The sequence below is a fragment of the Alkalihalobacterium sp. TH-98 genome (assembly GCF_057473385.1).
The window spans coordinates 99,260-114,802 of record NZ_JBYCKM010000027.1; the positions used below are offsets into that span (position 1 = coordinate 99,260).

General features: G+C 37.2%; 15 protein-coding genes, 5 tRNA genes and 1 other RNA gene. 15 read left to right on the forward strand and 6 right to left on the reverse strand.

Annotated features, from left to right (window positions below; all coding sequences use genetic code 11):
* Positions 1–29 precede the first annotated feature (29 nt).
* Together AC2VNP_RS10885 and AC2VNP_RS10890 are read left to right on the forward strand one after the other, a co-directional pair.
* Positions 30–884 (forward strand): metal ABC transporter permease, encoded by an 855-nt coding sequence (locus tag AC2VNP_RS10885; protein ID WP_486917357.1) that lies wholly within the window; start codon positions 30–32, stop codon positions 882–884.
* On the forward strand, positions 884–1,312 hold the full coding sequence (locus AC2VNP_RS10890; protein ID WP_486917358.1) for a Fur family transcriptional regulator: 429 nt from the start codon (positions 884–886) through the stop codon (positions 1,310–1,312). Before AC2VNP_RS10885 ends, AC2VNP_RS10890 begins: the two co-directional genes overlap by 1 nt.
* A 27-nt stretch (positions 1,313–1,339) precedes the next feature.
* On the opposite strand, the gene AC2VNP_RS10895 is transcribed toward AC2VNP_RS10890, so the two are convergent.
* A complete protein-coding gene (locus AC2VNP_RS10895) occupies positions 1,340–1,927 on the reverse strand; it encodes a hypothetical protein (RefSeq protein WP_486917359.1) in 588 nt (195 codons plus the stop codon).
* Between the two features lie 121 nt (positions 1,928–2,048).
* On the opposite strand from AC2VNP_RS10895, the gene AC2VNP_RS10900 reads away from it, so the two are divergent.
* Positions 2,049–2,453 (forward strand): DUF4190 domain-containing protein, encoded by a 405-nt coding sequence (locus AC2VNP_RS10900; protein WP_275118543.1) that lies wholly within the window; start codon positions 2,049–2,051, stop codon positions 2,451–2,453.
* Between the two features lie 112 nt (positions 2,454–2,565).
* Here the strand turns inward: AC2VNP_RS10900 and ispG are convergent, their stop codons facing one another.
* Both ispG and AC2VNP_RS10910 read right to left on the reverse strand, forming a co-directional pair.
* Positions 2,566–3,654: a flavodoxin-dependent (E)-4-hydroxy-3-methylbut-2-enyl-diphosphate synthase gene (gene ispG / locus AC2VNP_RS10905; RefSeq protein WP_486917360.1), complete on the reverse strand. Its 1,089-nt coding sequence runs from the start codon at positions 3,652–3,654 to the stop codon at positions 2,566–2,568.
* Between the two features lie 275 nt (positions 3,655–3,929).
* Positions 3,930–4,298, reverse strand: coding sequence for a hypothetical protein (locus AC2VNP_RS10910; protein WP_486917361.1), 369 nt, complete (start codon positions 4,296–4,298; stop codon positions 3,930–3,932).
* 103 nt (positions 4,299–4,401) lie between these two features.
* Between AC2VNP_RS10910 and AC2VNP_RS10915 the strand changes: the two genes are divergently transcribed.
* From AC2VNP_RS10915 to AC2VNP_RS10925, 3 genes are all read left to right on the forward strand, one after another.
* Positions 4,402–5,625, forward strand: a complete 1,224-nt coding sequence (locus tag AC2VNP_RS10915) for an MFS transporter (protein ID WP_486917362.1) — start codon at positions 4,402–4,404, stop codon at positions 5,623–5,625.
* Positions 5,626–5,759: 134 nt separating this feature from the next.
* On the forward strand, positions 5,760–6,632 hold the full coding sequence (locus AC2VNP_RS10920) for a DUF1002 domain-containing protein (protein WP_486917363.1): 873 nt from the start codon (positions 5,760–5,762) through the stop codon (positions 6,630–6,632).
* 360 nt (positions 6,633–6,992) lie between these two features.
* Positions 6,993–7,634, forward strand: a complete 642-nt coding sequence (locus tag AC2VNP_RS10925) for an NfeD family protein (RefSeq protein ID WP_486917364.1) — start codon at positions 6,993–6,995, stop codon at positions 7,632–7,634.
* Positions 7,635–7,693: 59 nt separating this feature from the next.
* On the opposite strand, the gene AC2VNP_RS10930 is transcribed toward AC2VNP_RS10925, so the two are convergent.
* A complete protein-coding gene (locus AC2VNP_RS10930) occupies positions 7,694–8,500 on the reverse strand; it encodes a DUF1189 domain-containing protein (protein WP_486917365.1) in 807 nt (268 codons plus the stop codon).
* A gap of 334 nt (positions 8,501–8,834) precedes the next feature.
* Here AC2VNP_RS10930 and AC2VNP_RS10935 point away from each other — a divergent pair.
* The 5 genes from AC2VNP_RS10935 (at position 8,835) to AC2VNP_RS10955 (ending at position 9,312) form a co-directional block, all read left to right on the forward strand.
* Positions 8,835–8,910, forward strand: a tRNA-Asn gene (locus AC2VNP_RS10935).
* Between the two features lie 8 nt (positions 8,911–8,918).
* A tRNA-Met gene (locus AC2VNP_RS10940) sits at positions 8,919–8,995 on the forward strand.
* 23 nt (positions 8,996–9,018) lie between these two features.
* Positions 9,019–9,094 (forward strand) — tRNA-His (locus AC2VNP_RS10945).
* A gap of 5 nt (positions 9,095–9,099) precedes the next feature.
* Positions 9,100–9,176, forward strand: a tRNA-Ile gene (locus AC2VNP_RS10950).
* A 43-nt stretch (positions 9,177–9,219) separates the two neighbouring features.
* Positions 9,220–9,312, forward strand: a tRNA-Ser gene (locus tag AC2VNP_RS10955).
* Between the two features lie 104 nt (positions 9,313–9,416).
* Here the strand turns inward: AC2VNP_RS10955 and AC2VNP_RS10960 are convergent.
* Positions 9,417–10,244 (reverse strand): undecaprenyl-diphosphate phosphatase, encoded by an 828-nt coding sequence (locus tag AC2VNP_RS10960; protein WP_486917366.1) that lies wholly within the window; start codon positions 10,242–10,244, stop codon positions 9,417–9,419.
* A 274-nt stretch (positions 10,245–10,518) separates the two neighbouring features.
* Here AC2VNP_RS10960 and sodA point away from each other — a divergent pair, with 274 nt between their 5' ends.
* The 4 genes from sodA to AC2VNP_RS10980 all read left to right on the forward strand — a co-directional run bounded on the left by sodA (position 10,519) and on the right by AC2VNP_RS10980 (position 15,004).
* Positions 10,519–11,130: a superoxide dismutase SodA gene (sodA, locus tag AC2VNP_RS10965; protein WP_486917367.1), complete on the forward strand. Its 612-nt coding sequence runs from the start codon at positions 10,519–10,521 to the stop codon at positions 11,128–11,130.
* A 136-nt stretch (positions 11,131–11,266) separates the two neighbouring features.
* Entirely contained in the window at positions 11,267–12,553 is a 1,287-nt protein-coding gene (locus tag AC2VNP_RS10970; RefSeq protein ID WP_418198273.1) for an MFS transporter, read from the forward strand.
* A 75-nt stretch (positions 12,554–12,628) separates the two neighbouring features.
* Positions 12,629–12,806: non-coding RNA, 6S RNA (gene ssrS / locus AC2VNP_RS10975), on the forward strand.
* A gap of 170 nt (positions 12,807–12,976) precedes the next feature.
* Positions 12,977–15,004 (forward strand): peptidoglycan D,D-transpeptidase FtsI family protein, encoded by a 2,028-nt coding sequence (locus AC2VNP_RS10980; RefSeq protein WP_486917368.1) that lies wholly within the window; start codon positions 12,977–12,979, stop codon positions 15,002–15,004.
* A gap of 50 nt (positions 15,005–15,054) precedes the next feature.
* On the opposite strand, the gene AC2VNP_RS10985 is transcribed toward AC2VNP_RS10980, so the two are convergent.
* Entirely contained in the window at positions 15,055–15,543 is a 489-nt protein-coding gene (locus AC2VNP_RS10985; protein WP_486917369.1) for a hypothetical protein, read from the reverse strand.

Consider the following 15,543-nt stretch of genomic DNA (forward strand, 5'->3'; position numbering starts at 1 on the left):
AAATAACAGATTAAAGTAGGAGTACATGGATGTTAGATCTATTATCAAATTTAACTTTTATTGAACGAGGAATGGTCGCAGCGTTCTTAATTGGTTTCATCTGCCCATTGCTCGGTTCATTTTTGCTCGTTCGCAGAATATCGATTATTTCAGAATCTTTATCGCATATTACATTGACAGGAATAGCTGCAGGTGTATTGCTTACGCAAACATTAGCCGTTTTTTCAACTGTTAATCCGCTATATTTCGGTTTGCTGTTTGCGTTTATTGGATCATTATTAATTGAAAGATTAAGACAGGTGTACAAGGATTTTCAGGAAATTGCTATTCCAATCATTTTATCAGCAGGAGTGGGGTTAAGCGCTATCATTATTAGTGTGTCCAAAACAGGCTATAACCAATGGTTTATGTATTTGTTTGGAAGCATTGTTAGTGTCACGTTACAGGACTTGTATTTTATGATTGCGACTTCAATATTGGTGCTAATTATCTTGTTTTTATTTTATAAAGAATTCGTGGCAATATCGTTTGATCAGGAATTTGCAAAAGTTTCAGGGATATCCATTAAACACTTAAATTTTATCTTTTCCTTTCTAATCGCCTTAGTTATTGCAATATCCATGAAAGTCGTCGGTATTTTATTAGTCGGGGCAATGATTGTATTGCCTGCAGCTGCTGCGATTGTGTTTGCTAAAAGCTTTAAGCAGCTTCTAATGTTATCCGTCTTTTTCGGTCAATTGTCAATGGCAACTGGATCGTATTTTTCTTATCACTTAAATATAGCAACTGGTGGTGGAATTGTATTATTTGCAACCATTTGGCTTGTGGTGGCGCACATTCTATACCATTTGATTAAAGGAAAGCGAAGGGAGAGAAATTCTTAATGAACGTTACGCAAGCAATGGAACTCTTAAAGGAGAAAGGATACAAATATACAAAAAAACGTGAAGAAATGCTTCGTCTTTTTGCCGATGAAAAGCGGTACCTTTCTGCTAAAGATGTTTTAGAGAAGATGTATAATGATTACCCAGGTTTAAGCTTCGATACGATTTATCGAAACTTAGCAACGTTTGCACAATTAGAAATTTTAGAAGTAACAGAATTAGAAGGTGAAAAGAAGTTTCGGTTTTCTTGTTCAACAACGCAACATCACCACCATTTAATTTGCTTAGATTGCGGAAAAACAAAAGCTGTACACAGTTGCCCAATGGAAAACATCAATATTACATTCCCAGACTTTGAAGTCACGGGACACAAGTTTGAAATATATGGGTATTGCAAAAGTTGTGCACCTGTCAGCACTACCTCATAAAAAAGAAGGAAAGGTAGAGATCGACTCTTACCTTTCCTTTTCTTCATTTTTTAACCATTGTTCCACCCAATGGGTTGCTTCGTTCCAGTTCTCTACTCGTATTACATTTTGCGGTGCAGAAAGACGATTATAAGGCGTATCGAACAAAACAACTGGTATTTTACACTCTTCAGCAATATCACATGCATTATCATGTTTATCTTCAAAGAAGATATCAAGCTTATGATCTTTTACGGCATTAATTTTATCATGACTGCCAATAAGGTTAATCTTATCGTAAGGAAGCTTTTTTGCTTGAAACCATTGCTCGGTTAAATCATATAAATGATCTCCTCTAGCGCTAATATACACCATTTTATGGTTTTCTTTCCAATTATGTAATGCATTTTTTGCATAAAGGGCTAAATCTGCTTTTGAATAAATATGACCCTCATGCTCTTTTAACCATTGCCAAAATTGTTCCGAAGTAACACCCAATACTTGAGTTAAATCATATTCAGTTATATCATCTAATGTAATATTTTTGTTAAAGTGCTTATTTAAATATGGAACGAAAGTAGCTGGATCTGTTACTGTACCGTCGATATCAAAACCAAAAACTCTAGATTTCTTCATAATTCACCTCGTATATTAAAATAAATCGTTTCCTATGCATGCAATCATTGTCACCTATAATCAGAGCATCGTGAGTCATACTATTAATGCTCCCCCAAATATAGAAAGCGAGGGATTAGTTTTGGCTGACAATAACAATTTCAACAACAACTTTAACGATCGTGATACTCGTACGATCGACTTAAGACCAGAAGAAAGAGACCGCGAAAGAGTAGACACATTTGAAGAGGAAACGGCTGCTGAAGTTACACCAATGACAGGTGCTTTTGGTGGTCGAACAGAAGAACGGGAAGAAACAGCTGAAGCAAACTATGATGATGCAACTGCATCAGGCCGTGGTGTTGGTACGTTTGCTATCGTGCTTTCTATCCTGTCATTATTCTTTTTACCGATCCTTTTAGGTGCATCTGGGATCATTGTCGGGTTCGTTGCGAGAAGAGCTGGTGCGAATGCACTTGGTAACTGGGCGATCGGTATCGGTGCGTTGTCCATTATCTTAACTGTCTTCTTTTCACCATTCTTCTAAATAGGGTCAAAGCAGGAATCCACATCACCTAAATTTTGAAGGGGAGTTATTGAATAAGCACACGCGACTAGCGTGTGCTTATTATTGCATGATTAAGATATAATTTCCAGTTTTATTCTTGTTTCGCTAATTTTTCTTGAGCGATTTTGTCAATTTCTTTCTTTAATTCTTCAACCATTATTTCCTCGGGAACTTTTCTTACTATTTCACCATGTCTAAATAATAAGCCTTCTCCACGAGCCCCTGCAATACCAATATCAGCCTCGCGTGCCTCACCTGGACCATTCACAGCACAACCAAGAACAGCTACCTTAATTGGTGCTTTAATTGTTGAAATATAATCTTCAACTTCATTCGCGATTTTAATTAAATCAATCTCAATACGCCCACACGTTGGGCATGAGATCAAAGTCGCAGCATTTGCAGCTAAACCGAATGATTTTAACAGTTCACGAGCAACCTTTACCTCTTCCACAGGGTCAGCGCTTAGTGAAATACGAACCGTATTTCCAATACCCATGTTTAAAATCGCACCTAATCCTGCCGCGCTCTTTATTGTACCAGCAAATAGTGTACCTGACTCAGTAATACCTAGGTGCAGTGGGTAACTAAAAGCTTTAGCTGCTTTCTCGTAGGCTTCAATCGCTAAGTTAACGTCAGATGCCTTCATCGAAACGATAATATCATGAAAATCAAGATCTTCAAGGATACCGATGTGATGCAGGGCACTTTCGACCATTCCATCAGCTGTTGGATACCCATACTTATCTAGAATTTTCTTTTCGAGTGAACCAGCGTTAACTCCAATACGAATGGGAATACCTTTTGCTTTGGCTGCTTTTACAACGGCCTCTACTTTTTCTCTTTTTCCAATATTCCCAGGGTTAATTCTTATTTTATCCGCTCCACCTTCAATGGCTTTCAAGGCAAGCTTGTAATCAAAATGTATATCTACAACGAGAGGGATGTTAATTCTTGCTTTAATAGCAGAAATAGCCTCTGCTGCGCGCATATCTGGACAAGCTACTCTAACCACTTGACAACCTGCTTCTTCTAACCTGTGGATTTCTGCCACTGTTGCTTCAACATCATGAGTTTTGGTTGTTGTCATACTTTGGATAACGACTTCATTGTTTCCGCCAATCGTAATCCCGCCAACTTTCACAGGTCGAGTTTGGGTTCGATGTGTGATTTGGGTCATGAATCATTCGCCCCTTTTTAAAAAGATAGGAAATTATATAATTCGAGAATGTCTAGCTTCAGCGCCCAGCGACTAGCAAGACTTCACTCACCTGCTTAAGATAAGCAACATCATCTCACTTGAGACCGCGTGTATCTTTTATCTCATGCGAATGGCTCCAGTACTAACGCCGCTAAACGGGTGCTTGCGCTTTTCTTATTTTCAACTATATATATTGTAATAAACGACATACGTGTTTATTTTATCAGTCTGTCATTTTGTTTGGCAAGGTATTGTTACTCTGATTTTGAATAAAGCGGAAATAGATAAGTTTTTCCAACCTGTATATTATCCGCTGCCACACCTGGATTTAATTCTTGAAAATCATAAACGATTTGTTGGATTGATGCAGGTACGGGCCCTTCATGCAAATGTTCTACAATGGATAGAACGGTATAGCCATTTTGAACAACGACTTCTTGAGCAGGAAACGGTTCTTCTTCAACAACAATATTAGGGTAACTTTGTGAACTTGTCTCGTTAGTTGTTGGTTTATCTGCTTTGGGTAAAGTACCAGTAGATAGATCATAATAAATGCTATAACAAATAATAAAAAGAACGGTGATAAAGATCACACTGTGTTTAAAGCTGAATTGGGTACTCAATGGCTTGTCCTCCCTAATGTGAGTAAACATCTTAACAATATATATTCAGCAAGTGTAAAAAATATGACTAATTTTTTTCTTTTTTTTAGGAGGGGGAACACAGATGAAAAAGGAGACTTCTACAACAGTAGTTATTTACATCATTGGTTTACTGCCTTTTGTCATGGTAGTCGGGAATTCAATGTTTATTCCAATTATCCCGGATATACAGCATGCATTACAATTAACTGCGGTAGAAGGCGGCTTAGTTCTTACTGTATTTTCAATTCCAGCAGCACTTATGATACCGATCATAGGTTTAATTTCAGATCGGGTAGGAAGAAAAAAGGTGATATTAGCTTCACTTCTTTTTATTATACTAGGCAGTTTATTTTCTGCCGCAGCCCCAATATTTTTTGAGGGTCAAGGCGCCTTTTCAATGTTACTTTTAGGTCGGTTTCTCCAAGGGATAGGAGCAGGGGGAACCGCACCGATGGCAATGGCTTTAGCTGGTGACCTGTTTGTAGGTATAGACAGAAGTAAAGCGCTAGGTACAGTGGAAGTGTTTAACAGCCTTGGAAAAGTAATAAGTCCTATAATTGGTGCTTTTATTGCAGTGTATTTATGGTTTGCCACGTTTTTTATTTATTTCTTTCTAGCACTTTTCGCATTTATTGGAATAAAGATATGGATTAACGAGAGCAGGAAGAAAACTGAGCCTGTAGGTTTAAAAGAATACCGTCAGTCAATGAAAGAAATTATTCTTCGCGAGTTTAAATGGCTTGTTCCTATATTTTTCGCTAGTGGAGTGGGTTTGCTCCTTTTATTTGGTCTTATGTTTTTTATGTCCTTTTATCTAGAAGAGAGCTATGGAATTTATGGGACAGTGAAAGGAATATATTTAGCGTTGCCACTTGTGTTTTTAACTGTATTCTCATATTGGACAGGTAAAAATATGGGGGATAACAAAGATCATGTCAAACGTTTTCTACTGCTAGGGTTGAGTTTACTCGTACTCAGCTTTGCATTCCTTATTTTTTTTCATGGTCTAGTAAGTTTGTTATTCTTAATTTCGTTGGCTTCAATTGGTCTAGGTTTTTTTCTCCCAGCAGCTAATACTGCAGTGACGTCCTCTATTGGAGTGAATGAAAGGGGCTTAGTCGTTTCCTTATACTCAATGATTCGGTTTTTAGGAGTTGCTCTCGGTCCTATTACGTTTAGTGTTTTAATGTACGAGCCTGTGGAGTTGTTTTTCTCTTCATTTTTTCTAGTAGGAATTTCATTTGTCCTTCTCATTTCCTCATGGACATGTATACCTATCTTAAAGGATTGTGTTTCTAGAATATGAGAAAAGATGGTGAAGTTTTAAAGTTTTACACACACAAATAGGACAAAAGTCACTTTAAATTTTGCTCAAAAAATAGTTTTCTTAAATTTAGGATGTCAACTATTTGATTGAGATCTTCAAAGGAGATGGATGATATGAGTTTTATGAAAAAGAAATTAATACCTCTACTTTTAGTGTTTACAATTTTAATACCGAGTTTAGTTGCAGCGGATGCAGCACCTGGAGATATGATTGTCACACTAGGAGCCAATTTAACAGATGAACAGAAGCGAAGCATACTAAATGAAATGGGTGCACCAGACGATGTAGAAATTATCTATGTTACAAATGAAGAAGAACATCACTATTTAGGGAATTATGTGAGCAGGGCTCAAATTGGGACGAGAGCGATTTCTTCTTCCATGATTACTTTAACACAATCTGGATCTGGACTTAATGTAGAGACAAATAATATTAACTGGGTTTCTGAAGGTATGTATGCAAATGCTCTTGTAACAGCAGGAGTAAAAGATGCAGATATTTATGTAACTGCACCATTTGAAGTTTCAGGGACTGCTGGTTTAACAGGAATTATTAAAGCGTATGAAATAACCGCTGATATTCAAATTCCAGAAGAGCAAAAGCAAATTGCCAACGAAGAAATGGTCCGAACAGGTAAGCTTGCTGAGCGAATTGGGATGGAAGAAGCTACAGAATTAATGAACCGGATTAAAGAGGAAATTGCTCAAAATCCAGTTGAGTCAGAGGAAGACTTACGTGCTCTCATTCAAAGGATAGCTCAAGAATTAGGAGTCACTTTAACAGAGGAAGAGTTAAACGGGCTCGTTTCATTATTTATGCGTTTAAAGGATTTAAATATTGATTGGAACCAAGTACAAAATCAAATTGGAAAAATTCGCGACAATTTAGGAGATTTCCTAAATCGTGAAGATACACAATCATTTATTGCATCTTTATTAGATGTGCTTCAACGATTTATTGAAGCGATTAAAGGCTTATTTAGATAAAAGGATAGCTGACTCATAAGCTCATTGAGTCAGCTTTTTTAAGCGGTTAATCAGAAGTACTTTAACCCCGACATCATTCTTTAAATTACTATCTCTTAAATACACCACCTTAAGTATGTATTTTCGGCTAAGATTTGATAAAATTTTAAACAAGAAGTGATTTTGTTTTCACGGGAACAAATGCGTTTGTAGAAGCAGGTTGGTGTCTCGGTGAATCCTCGGCTATTGATTTGGTGAGACGCTTATCTTTACTCATATTTTTTTTCATATTTTTCACCTCATTTATAGTTTAACCAAAAAATGAAATGAAACTTATCTCATTTTATTTCGTATATTAAATAGGACTGGAGGTTGAATGGAATGGATGTACTTAATATTGCGAGTGTCGGGTTTCTCGTTGTTTTTTTAGGAACACTTTTCTTATTTGGAGAATTACTGGTTAAGGTTAAAGGAGTTTTTGGTGTTCTAGGTATTGCAATCATGGCTGTTTACTTTTCTCATCATATTGCCGGTGATACAGGAATTTGGGTCGTATTACTGTATATTACTGGACTAATTCTAATTATTGTTGATGGAAAGGCAATTAGTGATGGTACGATCGCATTTCTAGGGGCTATCCTAATGATTGTAGCTTTGGCTATTCCGGCACCGAGTTTCTTATATGGGGCATTAGTAGCAATGGGATTAGTTCTTGGTGCAGCATCTTCACTATTATTTCTAAAGGTGTTTCCTTCTAGAAACTTATGGTCAAAAATGACTTTAAGAGACCGATTAACTGGGGAATTAGGGTATAACTCAATTAATGATAAGTATAAAGAGTTGATTGGAAAAAGAGGAAAAACGATAACGCCTTTCCGTCCAATTGGTACGATGGAGGTTGATGGAAAGCAATATAGTGCTACTAGTGAAAATAATTGGTTAACACAAGATACAGAAATAGAAGTTGTTTCTGTAGATGGTACGCGTATTGTTGTAAAAAAAGTAGAAAGTTCTAACAAATAAAACAAGGTAGAAAAAAGGCTGTTGAGAAATGTTCTCAACAGCCTTTTGTTTTTTTTTGATTAGTTATTATAAGGGTTACTGGCTTCAGCGTTTTGCGGGCTAGTCTTAGGCTTTGGAACATACTGCAAAACTTTATATAACATGAAGATAGCAATAGCCCAATAGAAGAAGAACGAAAATGGAATAATAAATCCGAACGCCTCTGTCAAATTAAAAATAGCTGTCGGCAGTGTAACAGTATAAGCTGATAAAATCCAAAGATGTCTGTATTTCAAGTTTAATTGCGCTTTGTTTTTTAGCATGAGTCCAATTAAAGCTAATACGGTTACTCCAATAAATTTCATTGCTGTAAAGAAAAGGTATAATACTAACATGAAAACCGTTAAAATCACAGGAAGTACATCGGCTATACTATTGACTAGACCTGAGATTTCTTCTTTTGTTAAGTTTAAATTACCAAGATCACGGTACCTAAAAGTCTCTGCTATTCCATCAGTGATAATAACTGCTTCGCGTTCGAGCATCGCAAGACCGTTATCATATTCGTCCATATCATCAACCGTTAGTTGTCCAGTAGGGTCGAGGATAAAAACGCCAGCTTCTGTCCCATCAATGTAAGGTTCTGTTATATCTGATGTCAAAATACCATTTTGAAAAGCAAAATCAGGCATATCCTCTTCTAGTGATGTAGCTAAATAGTTAATACCCTGGTAGGCGGTTGTTGATAACTGAATTGCACTTGGAATCGAAACAACCGCCATTAATAAGAATACATAAAAAATGGTTTTTCCAATCCCTTGAAACCGAAATAAGGCAATATCCTTAGGGGAATACAAACTTTTAATTAGCTGTTTAAAAATATTCATGTATAATGTCTACTCCTTCTTATTAAGCTTGTGTTTATGTGTATAGATTTCCGTCAAGCCGATTGTAGAGTGTAACAATCACGGGTGAACCTAGATCAAAAACAATTTACGCAGCTGGACCTATTAAGTAACTACCAACATACATTTTACAAGAGAAAAAATAATGGTACAAGAGATGTCCTGTTTCAATTAGGTGACGACTTTTTTTCAGAAATAGCTTGTCATTTATAACAGATTGTGATATATTACTTTTCGTCACCACCTTTTCAAGGTTAGGTCTCGTGTGTTGACTAAAGTTAGTTTTTTGAGTTATAATATTAGTTGTCTTTATTATTCCACAGTAGCTCAGTTGGTAGAGCAATCGGCTGTTAACCGATCGGTCGCAGGTTCGAGTCCTGCCTGTGGAGCCATTTATTTTGGCGGTGTAGCTCAGCTGGCTAGAGCGTACGGTTCATACCCGTGAGGTCGTGGGTTCGACTCCCTCCGCCGCTACCAATTTTCTTAAACTCAATAAAATGGCGGTTGTGGCGAAGTGGTTAACGCACCGGATTGTGGTTCCGGCATTCGTGGGTTCGATTCCCATCAGCCGCCCCATTTAAGGACCCTTAGCTCAGTTGGTCAGAGCGGTCGGCTCATAACCGATTGGTCGTAGGTTCGAGTCCTACAGGGTCCACCATATTAGACGTTGGAAGTTCAACACATCTATAAAACATATATTCGGAGGAATACCCAAGTCCGGCTGAAGGGATCGGTCTTGAAAACCGACAGGCGGGTTAAACCGCGCGGGGGTTCGAATCCCTCTTCCTCCGCCATAACATTACATAATATAAGCTTATGACTGAAAATATTCAGTCATAAGCTTTTTTATTTTTCACGTTAGAAAGGCTTCGTCATGCATAGGTTTTTATTCAGTTCATTATACTACTTGAATGTCATTTAGAAAGATCCACGTGATTGTACCGAGGGCAATACAATAGATAGCGAAGTATGTGAGCTTAGCCTGATTTAGCATTTGGATCAGCCACTTAATACCGATAATTGCAAAGATAAATGAGGCAATACAGGCGATGGCAAGTTCAAACCCAATACCTGCAAAAGTCTCTGCGGTTAGTTCGGGTATTTTTAAAATGGTAATACCTAAAATGACAGGGATCGATAGTAAGAAAGAATAACGAACAGCTGTCTTTTTATCCAAACCACACCAAAGTGAAACGATTAAGGTACTGCCTGCTCGCGAGATTCCTGGTATGACAGCGAGAGCTTGGCCGATTCCAATAATTATACAATCTTTCCAAGTCATTTCCTTTACCGTTCGACTTCCAACATTAATACCGTGTTCAATAAGTATTAAAAACAACCCTGTCACAATTAATGCTGCTCCAATTGTTGAAGCTTGGGTGATATTATCCCCTATCAAACCTTCAATTCCTTTACCTACACCCATTGTAATTAGAGTAGCACCTATGATAAGCCAGGCAAATCGATAGTTTGTTTTCGCTTTTTTATTCTTATAAAATAAGTAAGCAAAGAAATCTCTAATAATTTCAAGTAAATCACGCCAAAAAAAACAAATGACGGCTAGTAAAGATGCTGCATGTAGAAGGACTTCGAAAGTCAAGTTGCTCGTAGACATTTGAATACCTAATAGCTTTTCAGCAATGACCAAATGTGCTGAACTAGAAATCGGAAGAAACTCTGAAATACCTTGAATAATGCCTAATAGAAGAGCTTCAAACCAGTTCAAATCCACACCTCCCATATTTGTATGTATTTCACAATATGGGGTTTGTCCGTTAAATATGTATGTTTTGATTATAATTTTAAAAATGAGGGAAATGTATGGAGTGGTAAAGTAGAAACAGCAGTTAAATACATATACATATCAATTGCATGTTATACGTTTTTTTGATAATGTAAATATTGAGCAACTTAGTAAACATTTCTGTTGCTTAAATTTATTAACTGTATTGGATTACTTTATCAATTATTTGAAAACAATTGCTTAGGGAGGAATTAAAATGGCAAAACATGAATTACCTGCATTACCTTATGCTGCAAATGCACTAGAGCCTCATATTGATGAGCAAACAATGAATATCCACCACGGGAAGCACCATAACACATATGTGACTAACTTAAACGCTGCTTTAGAAGGTCATGATGAGCTTGCAAGCAAGTCAATTGAAGAACTAATCAGCAACTTAGACGCTGTACCTGAGAATATTCGTACAGCAGTAAGAAACAATGGTGGAGGCCACGCTAACCACTCTTTATTCTGGACGCTTTTAAGCCCGAATGGTGGCGGCGAACCAACTGGTGACTTAGCTGCAGCTATTAACAGCAAATTTGGAAGCCTTGACAGTTTTAAAGAAGAGTTTGCAAAAGCTGGAGCTACACGTTTTGGTTCTGGTTGGGCTTGGTTAGTGGTTAACAATGGTGAGCTTGAAGTAATGAGCACTCCAAACCAAGACTCTCCAATCATGGAAGGTAAAACTCCGATCTTAGGTTTAGACGTGTGGGAGCATGCATATTACTTAAATTACCAAAACCGTCGTCCAGACTACATTAACGCATTCTGGAATGTAGTAAACTGGGACGAAGTAGCTAAGCTATATAGCCAAGCTAAATAATATATCATAATATGAACACCGCTAACCTTATATAGTTAGCGGTGTTTTGGTTATATAAGAGTACGAGCACACGATAATTGTTGCATAACGTTTATCGAAAATCGCCAAACTACACCTAAGGTGGTGTAGTGACGGCATGAAACTGTTGCAAAAATTAGTTGGTGATGTAGAAGTAAACCGAGATTTAGTCCTGCTGTTAACAATTGGAGGACTGTATGCTCTGAGCATTGCTTTATCTAACACATTTGTAAATGTATATTTATGGAAGCAGTCTGGGGAGTTTCTTGACATTGCTCTTTATAACTTATCATCTGTTGTTATGCAGCCGATAACCTTTATTCTTGCAGGAAGGTTTGCAAAAAAAATTGACCGGGTTATCGTGTTGCGGCTAGGAGTCAGTTTCCTATCCGTTTTCTTTTTTACAGTCCTATTTTTAGGTGAAAATGCGGCACAATACTTAATTTTGTTAGGCTCGTTATTAGGGATTGGCTTTGGTTTTTACTGGTTAGCATTTAATGTATTAACTTTTGAAATTACAGAGCCAGAAACACGAGATTTTTTTAATGGATTTTTAGGGTTACTTACTTCATTTGCTGGGATGATTGGTCCGATATTAGCCGGCTTTATCATTACGAGGATGGAGAAGCTTTTCGGTTATAAAATTATATTTGGGATTTCTCTAACGTTGTTTGTCATTGCTGTTATTACAAGTTTATTTTTGAAACGACGACCTGCAACAGGTAGTTTTTCTTTTCTCTCTGTCCTAAAAGAGCGAAAGCGGAATGACAATTGGAGGCATATTCTTCATGCGCATTTCTTCCAAGGATTAAGAGAAGGAACATTTGTTTTTGTAATCGTCGTGTGGGTTTATATCGCAACAGGCAGTGAACTTGCAATTGGTACGTATGGATTAGTAGCTTCAGCGGTTTCGTTTATTTGTTACTTTCTAGCGACTCGACTTATGAAACCGTCTTTTCGAAAAAAATCCATATTGATTGGTGGGACGATCCTTTACTTAGCTATTTTCATTATCATAACAGATTTAAACTTTACTCGTCTTATTATTTATGCAGTTGTCATCTCTATTGCTTACCCAATGTTGCTTGTTCCATATGTTTCTCTAACTTACGACGTAATCGGAAAAGGATGGAAGGCAGCAGAAATGCGAGTTGAATACATCGTTGTTCGAGAATTATTTTTAAATTCCGGGAGAATTACTTCCGTTCTTGCTTTCATCTTTACGATTACCGTGTTTAACGAAGAGCATGGAATACCTGGACTTTTTCTCATATTAGGTGCCGGTCATCTTGTAATTTATTTCTTTGTTAGAAAAGTAAAGATACCACTCAACAAAGGCGGTGAAACCTATAGTTTCTCTCGTCAACAAAAAGGAGAGGGCGATAGTGGGGGGACATCTGTCTAAAATTGTTGAAAAAATGTGGGAAAGCAAATCATACCTTTAATATTTCTTATTTTTTATGTTATAATATCTGTAGACAACAACCTGCCGTGTTAGTTAGCTTCTACTTGTTTCGAACCGTGGATTTAAAAAGGGAGTTCTACATTAAAGATTTGACAACATGCCTATTTTTTGGACGTTGGAGAATTTTTTGCGAACACCCACCTACGAGTGTAGGTTCTTGAAACAATAGGGCAACGGCATACGCGGGTTTCTGAATTAAAAACCATACGAGGCTGACTCAAAAGTGTCTGTGCTTCTCAATTAGGAGAGGTGCTTGACACTTTACTATTGGGTCAGCTTTTATTTTGAATTCATATAATGAATGTTTATCCTTTTTGAACTGCGATATTTAAAGGGAAGTAATTCTATAGAGAGGGAATGGAAATGACAAATCAAAAAAAGAAAAAAAATCATGTCCCAGCTCGTTTGAATCTATTATTTTTTGCTGTATTTATATTGTTTTCTGCACTTATTCTTAGATTAGGTATGGTTCAAATTGTCCAAGGGGAAGATTTCACCCGGGAACTGGAGCGAACGAGTAATGTTACGACGAGAATCGATGCTCCTAGAGGTATTATGTATGATCGCAACGGTAATATCGTTGTTGATAACGAAAAACAACTCTCACTCACCTATACCCAGCCGCCACGACCTTCTGAACAAGAAAAGTTAGAGGTTGCCGAGAGATTAACAAATTTTATTGAGTTAGATACTTCTAGTATTACTGAGCGTGATATGAAAGATTATTGGATCTTAACTCGACGCGAACAGGCACTAGATAAGGTAACAGCCGAGGAGAGAAAAGGTTTAAGTAACAATGAAGAATATCAATTGACGTTAGACCGCATTACGGAAAATGATTTAGCAGAAATTACCGAAGAAGAGAAAAAGGTATTAGCCATAAAGCGTGAAATGGATCGAGGGTATGCACTCTCGCCTCAAAGGATAAAACAAGGTCTTACAAAAGAAGAAGCACACGGGATTATTGAGCATCTGCCAGATCTACCAGGAGTTGAAATTTTGCTCGATTCAACACGTAAATATGTCTTTGATGATACATTTAAGAGTTTCTTTGGTCGTACAGGTTCAATTCCCAGAGAAAGTTTAGATTTTTATTTATCAAGAGGATATGAAAGATCCGACATTGTGGGAACGAGTTTTCTTGAACTTCAATATGAACAAGCTTTACGAGGGGAAAAAGCAGTAGTAGAAAATATTACGAGTCGTGGTTCAGTCATTGGCACATCGTTAGATAAATTAGGGCAACGAGGAAATGACCTTGTTCTAACGATGGATATGGAGCTGCAAAAACAAGTAGAAGAAGTTCTTAAACGTGAAGTAGATAAGAATAGAGGAGCTTACCTTCGTACTCCTTCTGCATATGTCGTGATGATGGATCCAAAGACTGGAGAAATATATGCAATGGCGGGGTATGAAGGAAATGATTTTGATCACTTTGGTGTCGTCAACAAGGCGTTTGAGATGGGGTCAACTGTTAAAGGGGCTACTGTTTTAGCTGGGCTTCATGCAGGTGTTATAGGTCCCAATACCATTTTCTATGATGCTCCAATTACTGTATCAGGACAAGGTTTCCGGTCTGTAACAACGATGGGTAACATTAACAGTTTGACAGCCTTAGAAAGGTCATCGAACATTTATATGGCTCATATTGTTATGAACATGGCAGGTTATAATTACTCTACCAAATGTTGTTTTAGAGATATGCCTGGCGCATTTCAAAATTTTCGAAACTATTTAAATCAGTTTGGTTTAGGTGTGGAAACAGGAATTGACTTACCATCTGAAGGGCTTGGACTTAAAGGTGATAATAGTTTACCTGGTAGTTTAATTAACTTGTCTTACGGACAATATGATACGTACACTCCGTTACAACTAGCTCAATATGTTTCAACCATTGCAAATGATGGTTATCGTATGCAGCCTCGGCTGGTTAGAGAAATAAGAGAACCTAGTTCGTCGAAAAATGAATTAGGGAGGGTTATTACTCAATTTCACCCAACTATTATGAACCGAGTTGAAATGAGTGATGAGCATATTAGACATGTACAGCGAGGATTTAGGCAAGTTGTAACTGGTTCAAGGGGAACGGGAAGGCATTTTGCTAATAAACCTTATCAACTTGCTGGGAAAACTGGTACTGCTCAGGTACTTAATAATCAAGGTAATAACCAAACGTATGTTGCATATGCACCGTACGAAGACCCAAAAGTAGCAGTTTCTATTGTTGTACCCAATGTTAATAGAAACACGAATGCTACAATTTCTAGAAATATTCTGGAAGGGGTCATGGACGCATTTTTTGAATTAGAAGAAAAACGACAAAACCCTTCATTCAATCTTCCAGCTGAGAACGATGTGGAAGACGAGAATAGCGAAGAAGAAACGAACTAAAAAAAGAGGCTGACGGAATAAGTCAGCCTCTTTTTATTTGGTTTTTTCTATCATTGTGTAATCGTCAAAGCTATCTCTTCAACTGTCATTGTACTATTTAACTCAAATTCACCTGCTTTGATTTGTTGTGTTAGTTCATTGTCACGAAGAAATTGTAAAAATTTCTCTGTCTCGTCTAATACATTTACTTTTTCCAAATAGTTTGCCACGTCCATACTACTCATACCGCTTTGAATTTCTATAATAGTATAATGAATCGTTTGAGGTTGTGGAACGACTTCCTCCTCAAGTGGCTCTTCTGTTCGTTCGGCTTCTTCTTTTCCTTTTAATAGGAGGTCGTATTCTTCCTCATCAAGAACAATGAAGCCTTGATCTTTCAGGATATCCATCATTTCTTCACTACTTAATTCAATTTCCGGTATTTCAATATCATCTTGTTCAATTTCAATATGGGTTGTCTGAAAAAAGTACATATATGCAAATACACTAGTAGCAAGTAAAATTCCTGCTGCAACTCCCTGTACTGTTTTTTTCGCCAT

Coding starts and splice junctions, on each gene's coding strand:
- AC2VNP_RS10925 (WP_486917364.1), top strand. CDS start 6,993: ATGGATGTACTTAATATTGCGAGTGTCGGGTTTCTCGTTGTTTTTTTA.
- AC2VNP_RS10885 (WP_486917357.1), top strand. CDS start 30: ATGTTAGATCTATTATCAAATTTAACTTTTATTGAACGAGGAATGGTC.
- AC2VNP_RS10985 (WP_486917369.1), bottom strand. CDS start 15,543: ATGGCGAAAAAAACAGTACAGGGAGTTGCAGCAGGAATTTTACTTGCT.
- AC2VNP_RS10890 (WP_486917358.1), top strand. CDS start 884: ATGAACGTTACGCAAGCAATGGAACTCTTAAAGGAGAAAGGATACAAA.
- AC2VNP_RS10930 (WP_486917365.1), bottom strand. CDS start 8,500: ATGAATATTTTTAAACAGCTAATTAAAAGTTTGTATTCCCCTAAGGAT.
- AC2VNP_RS10920 (WP_486917363.1), top strand. CDS start 5,760: ATGAGTTTTATGAAAAAGAAATTAATACCTCTACTTTTAGTGTTTACA.
- AC2VNP_RS10915 (WP_486917362.1), top strand. CDS start 4,402: ATGAAAAAGGAGACTTCTACAACAGTAGTTATTTACATCATTGGTTTA.
- AC2VNP_RS10980 (WP_486917368.1), top strand. CDS start 12,977: ATGACAAATCAAAAAAAGAAAAAAAATCATGTCCCAGCTCGTTTGAAT.
- sodA (WP_486917367.1), top strand. CDS start 10,519: ATGGCAAAACATGAATTACCTGCATTACCTTATGCTGCAAATGCACTA.
- AC2VNP_RS10970 (WP_418198273.1), top strand. CDS start 11,267: ATGAAACTGTTGCAAAAATTAGTTGGTGATGTAGAAGTAAACCGAGAT.
- ispG (WP_486917360.1), bottom strand. CDS start 3,654: ATGACCCAAATCACACATCGAACCCAAACTCGACCTGTGAAAGTTGGC.
- AC2VNP_RS10895 (WP_486917359.1), bottom strand. CDS start 1,927: ATGAAGAAATCTAGAGTTTTTGGTTTTGATATCGACGGTACAGTAACA.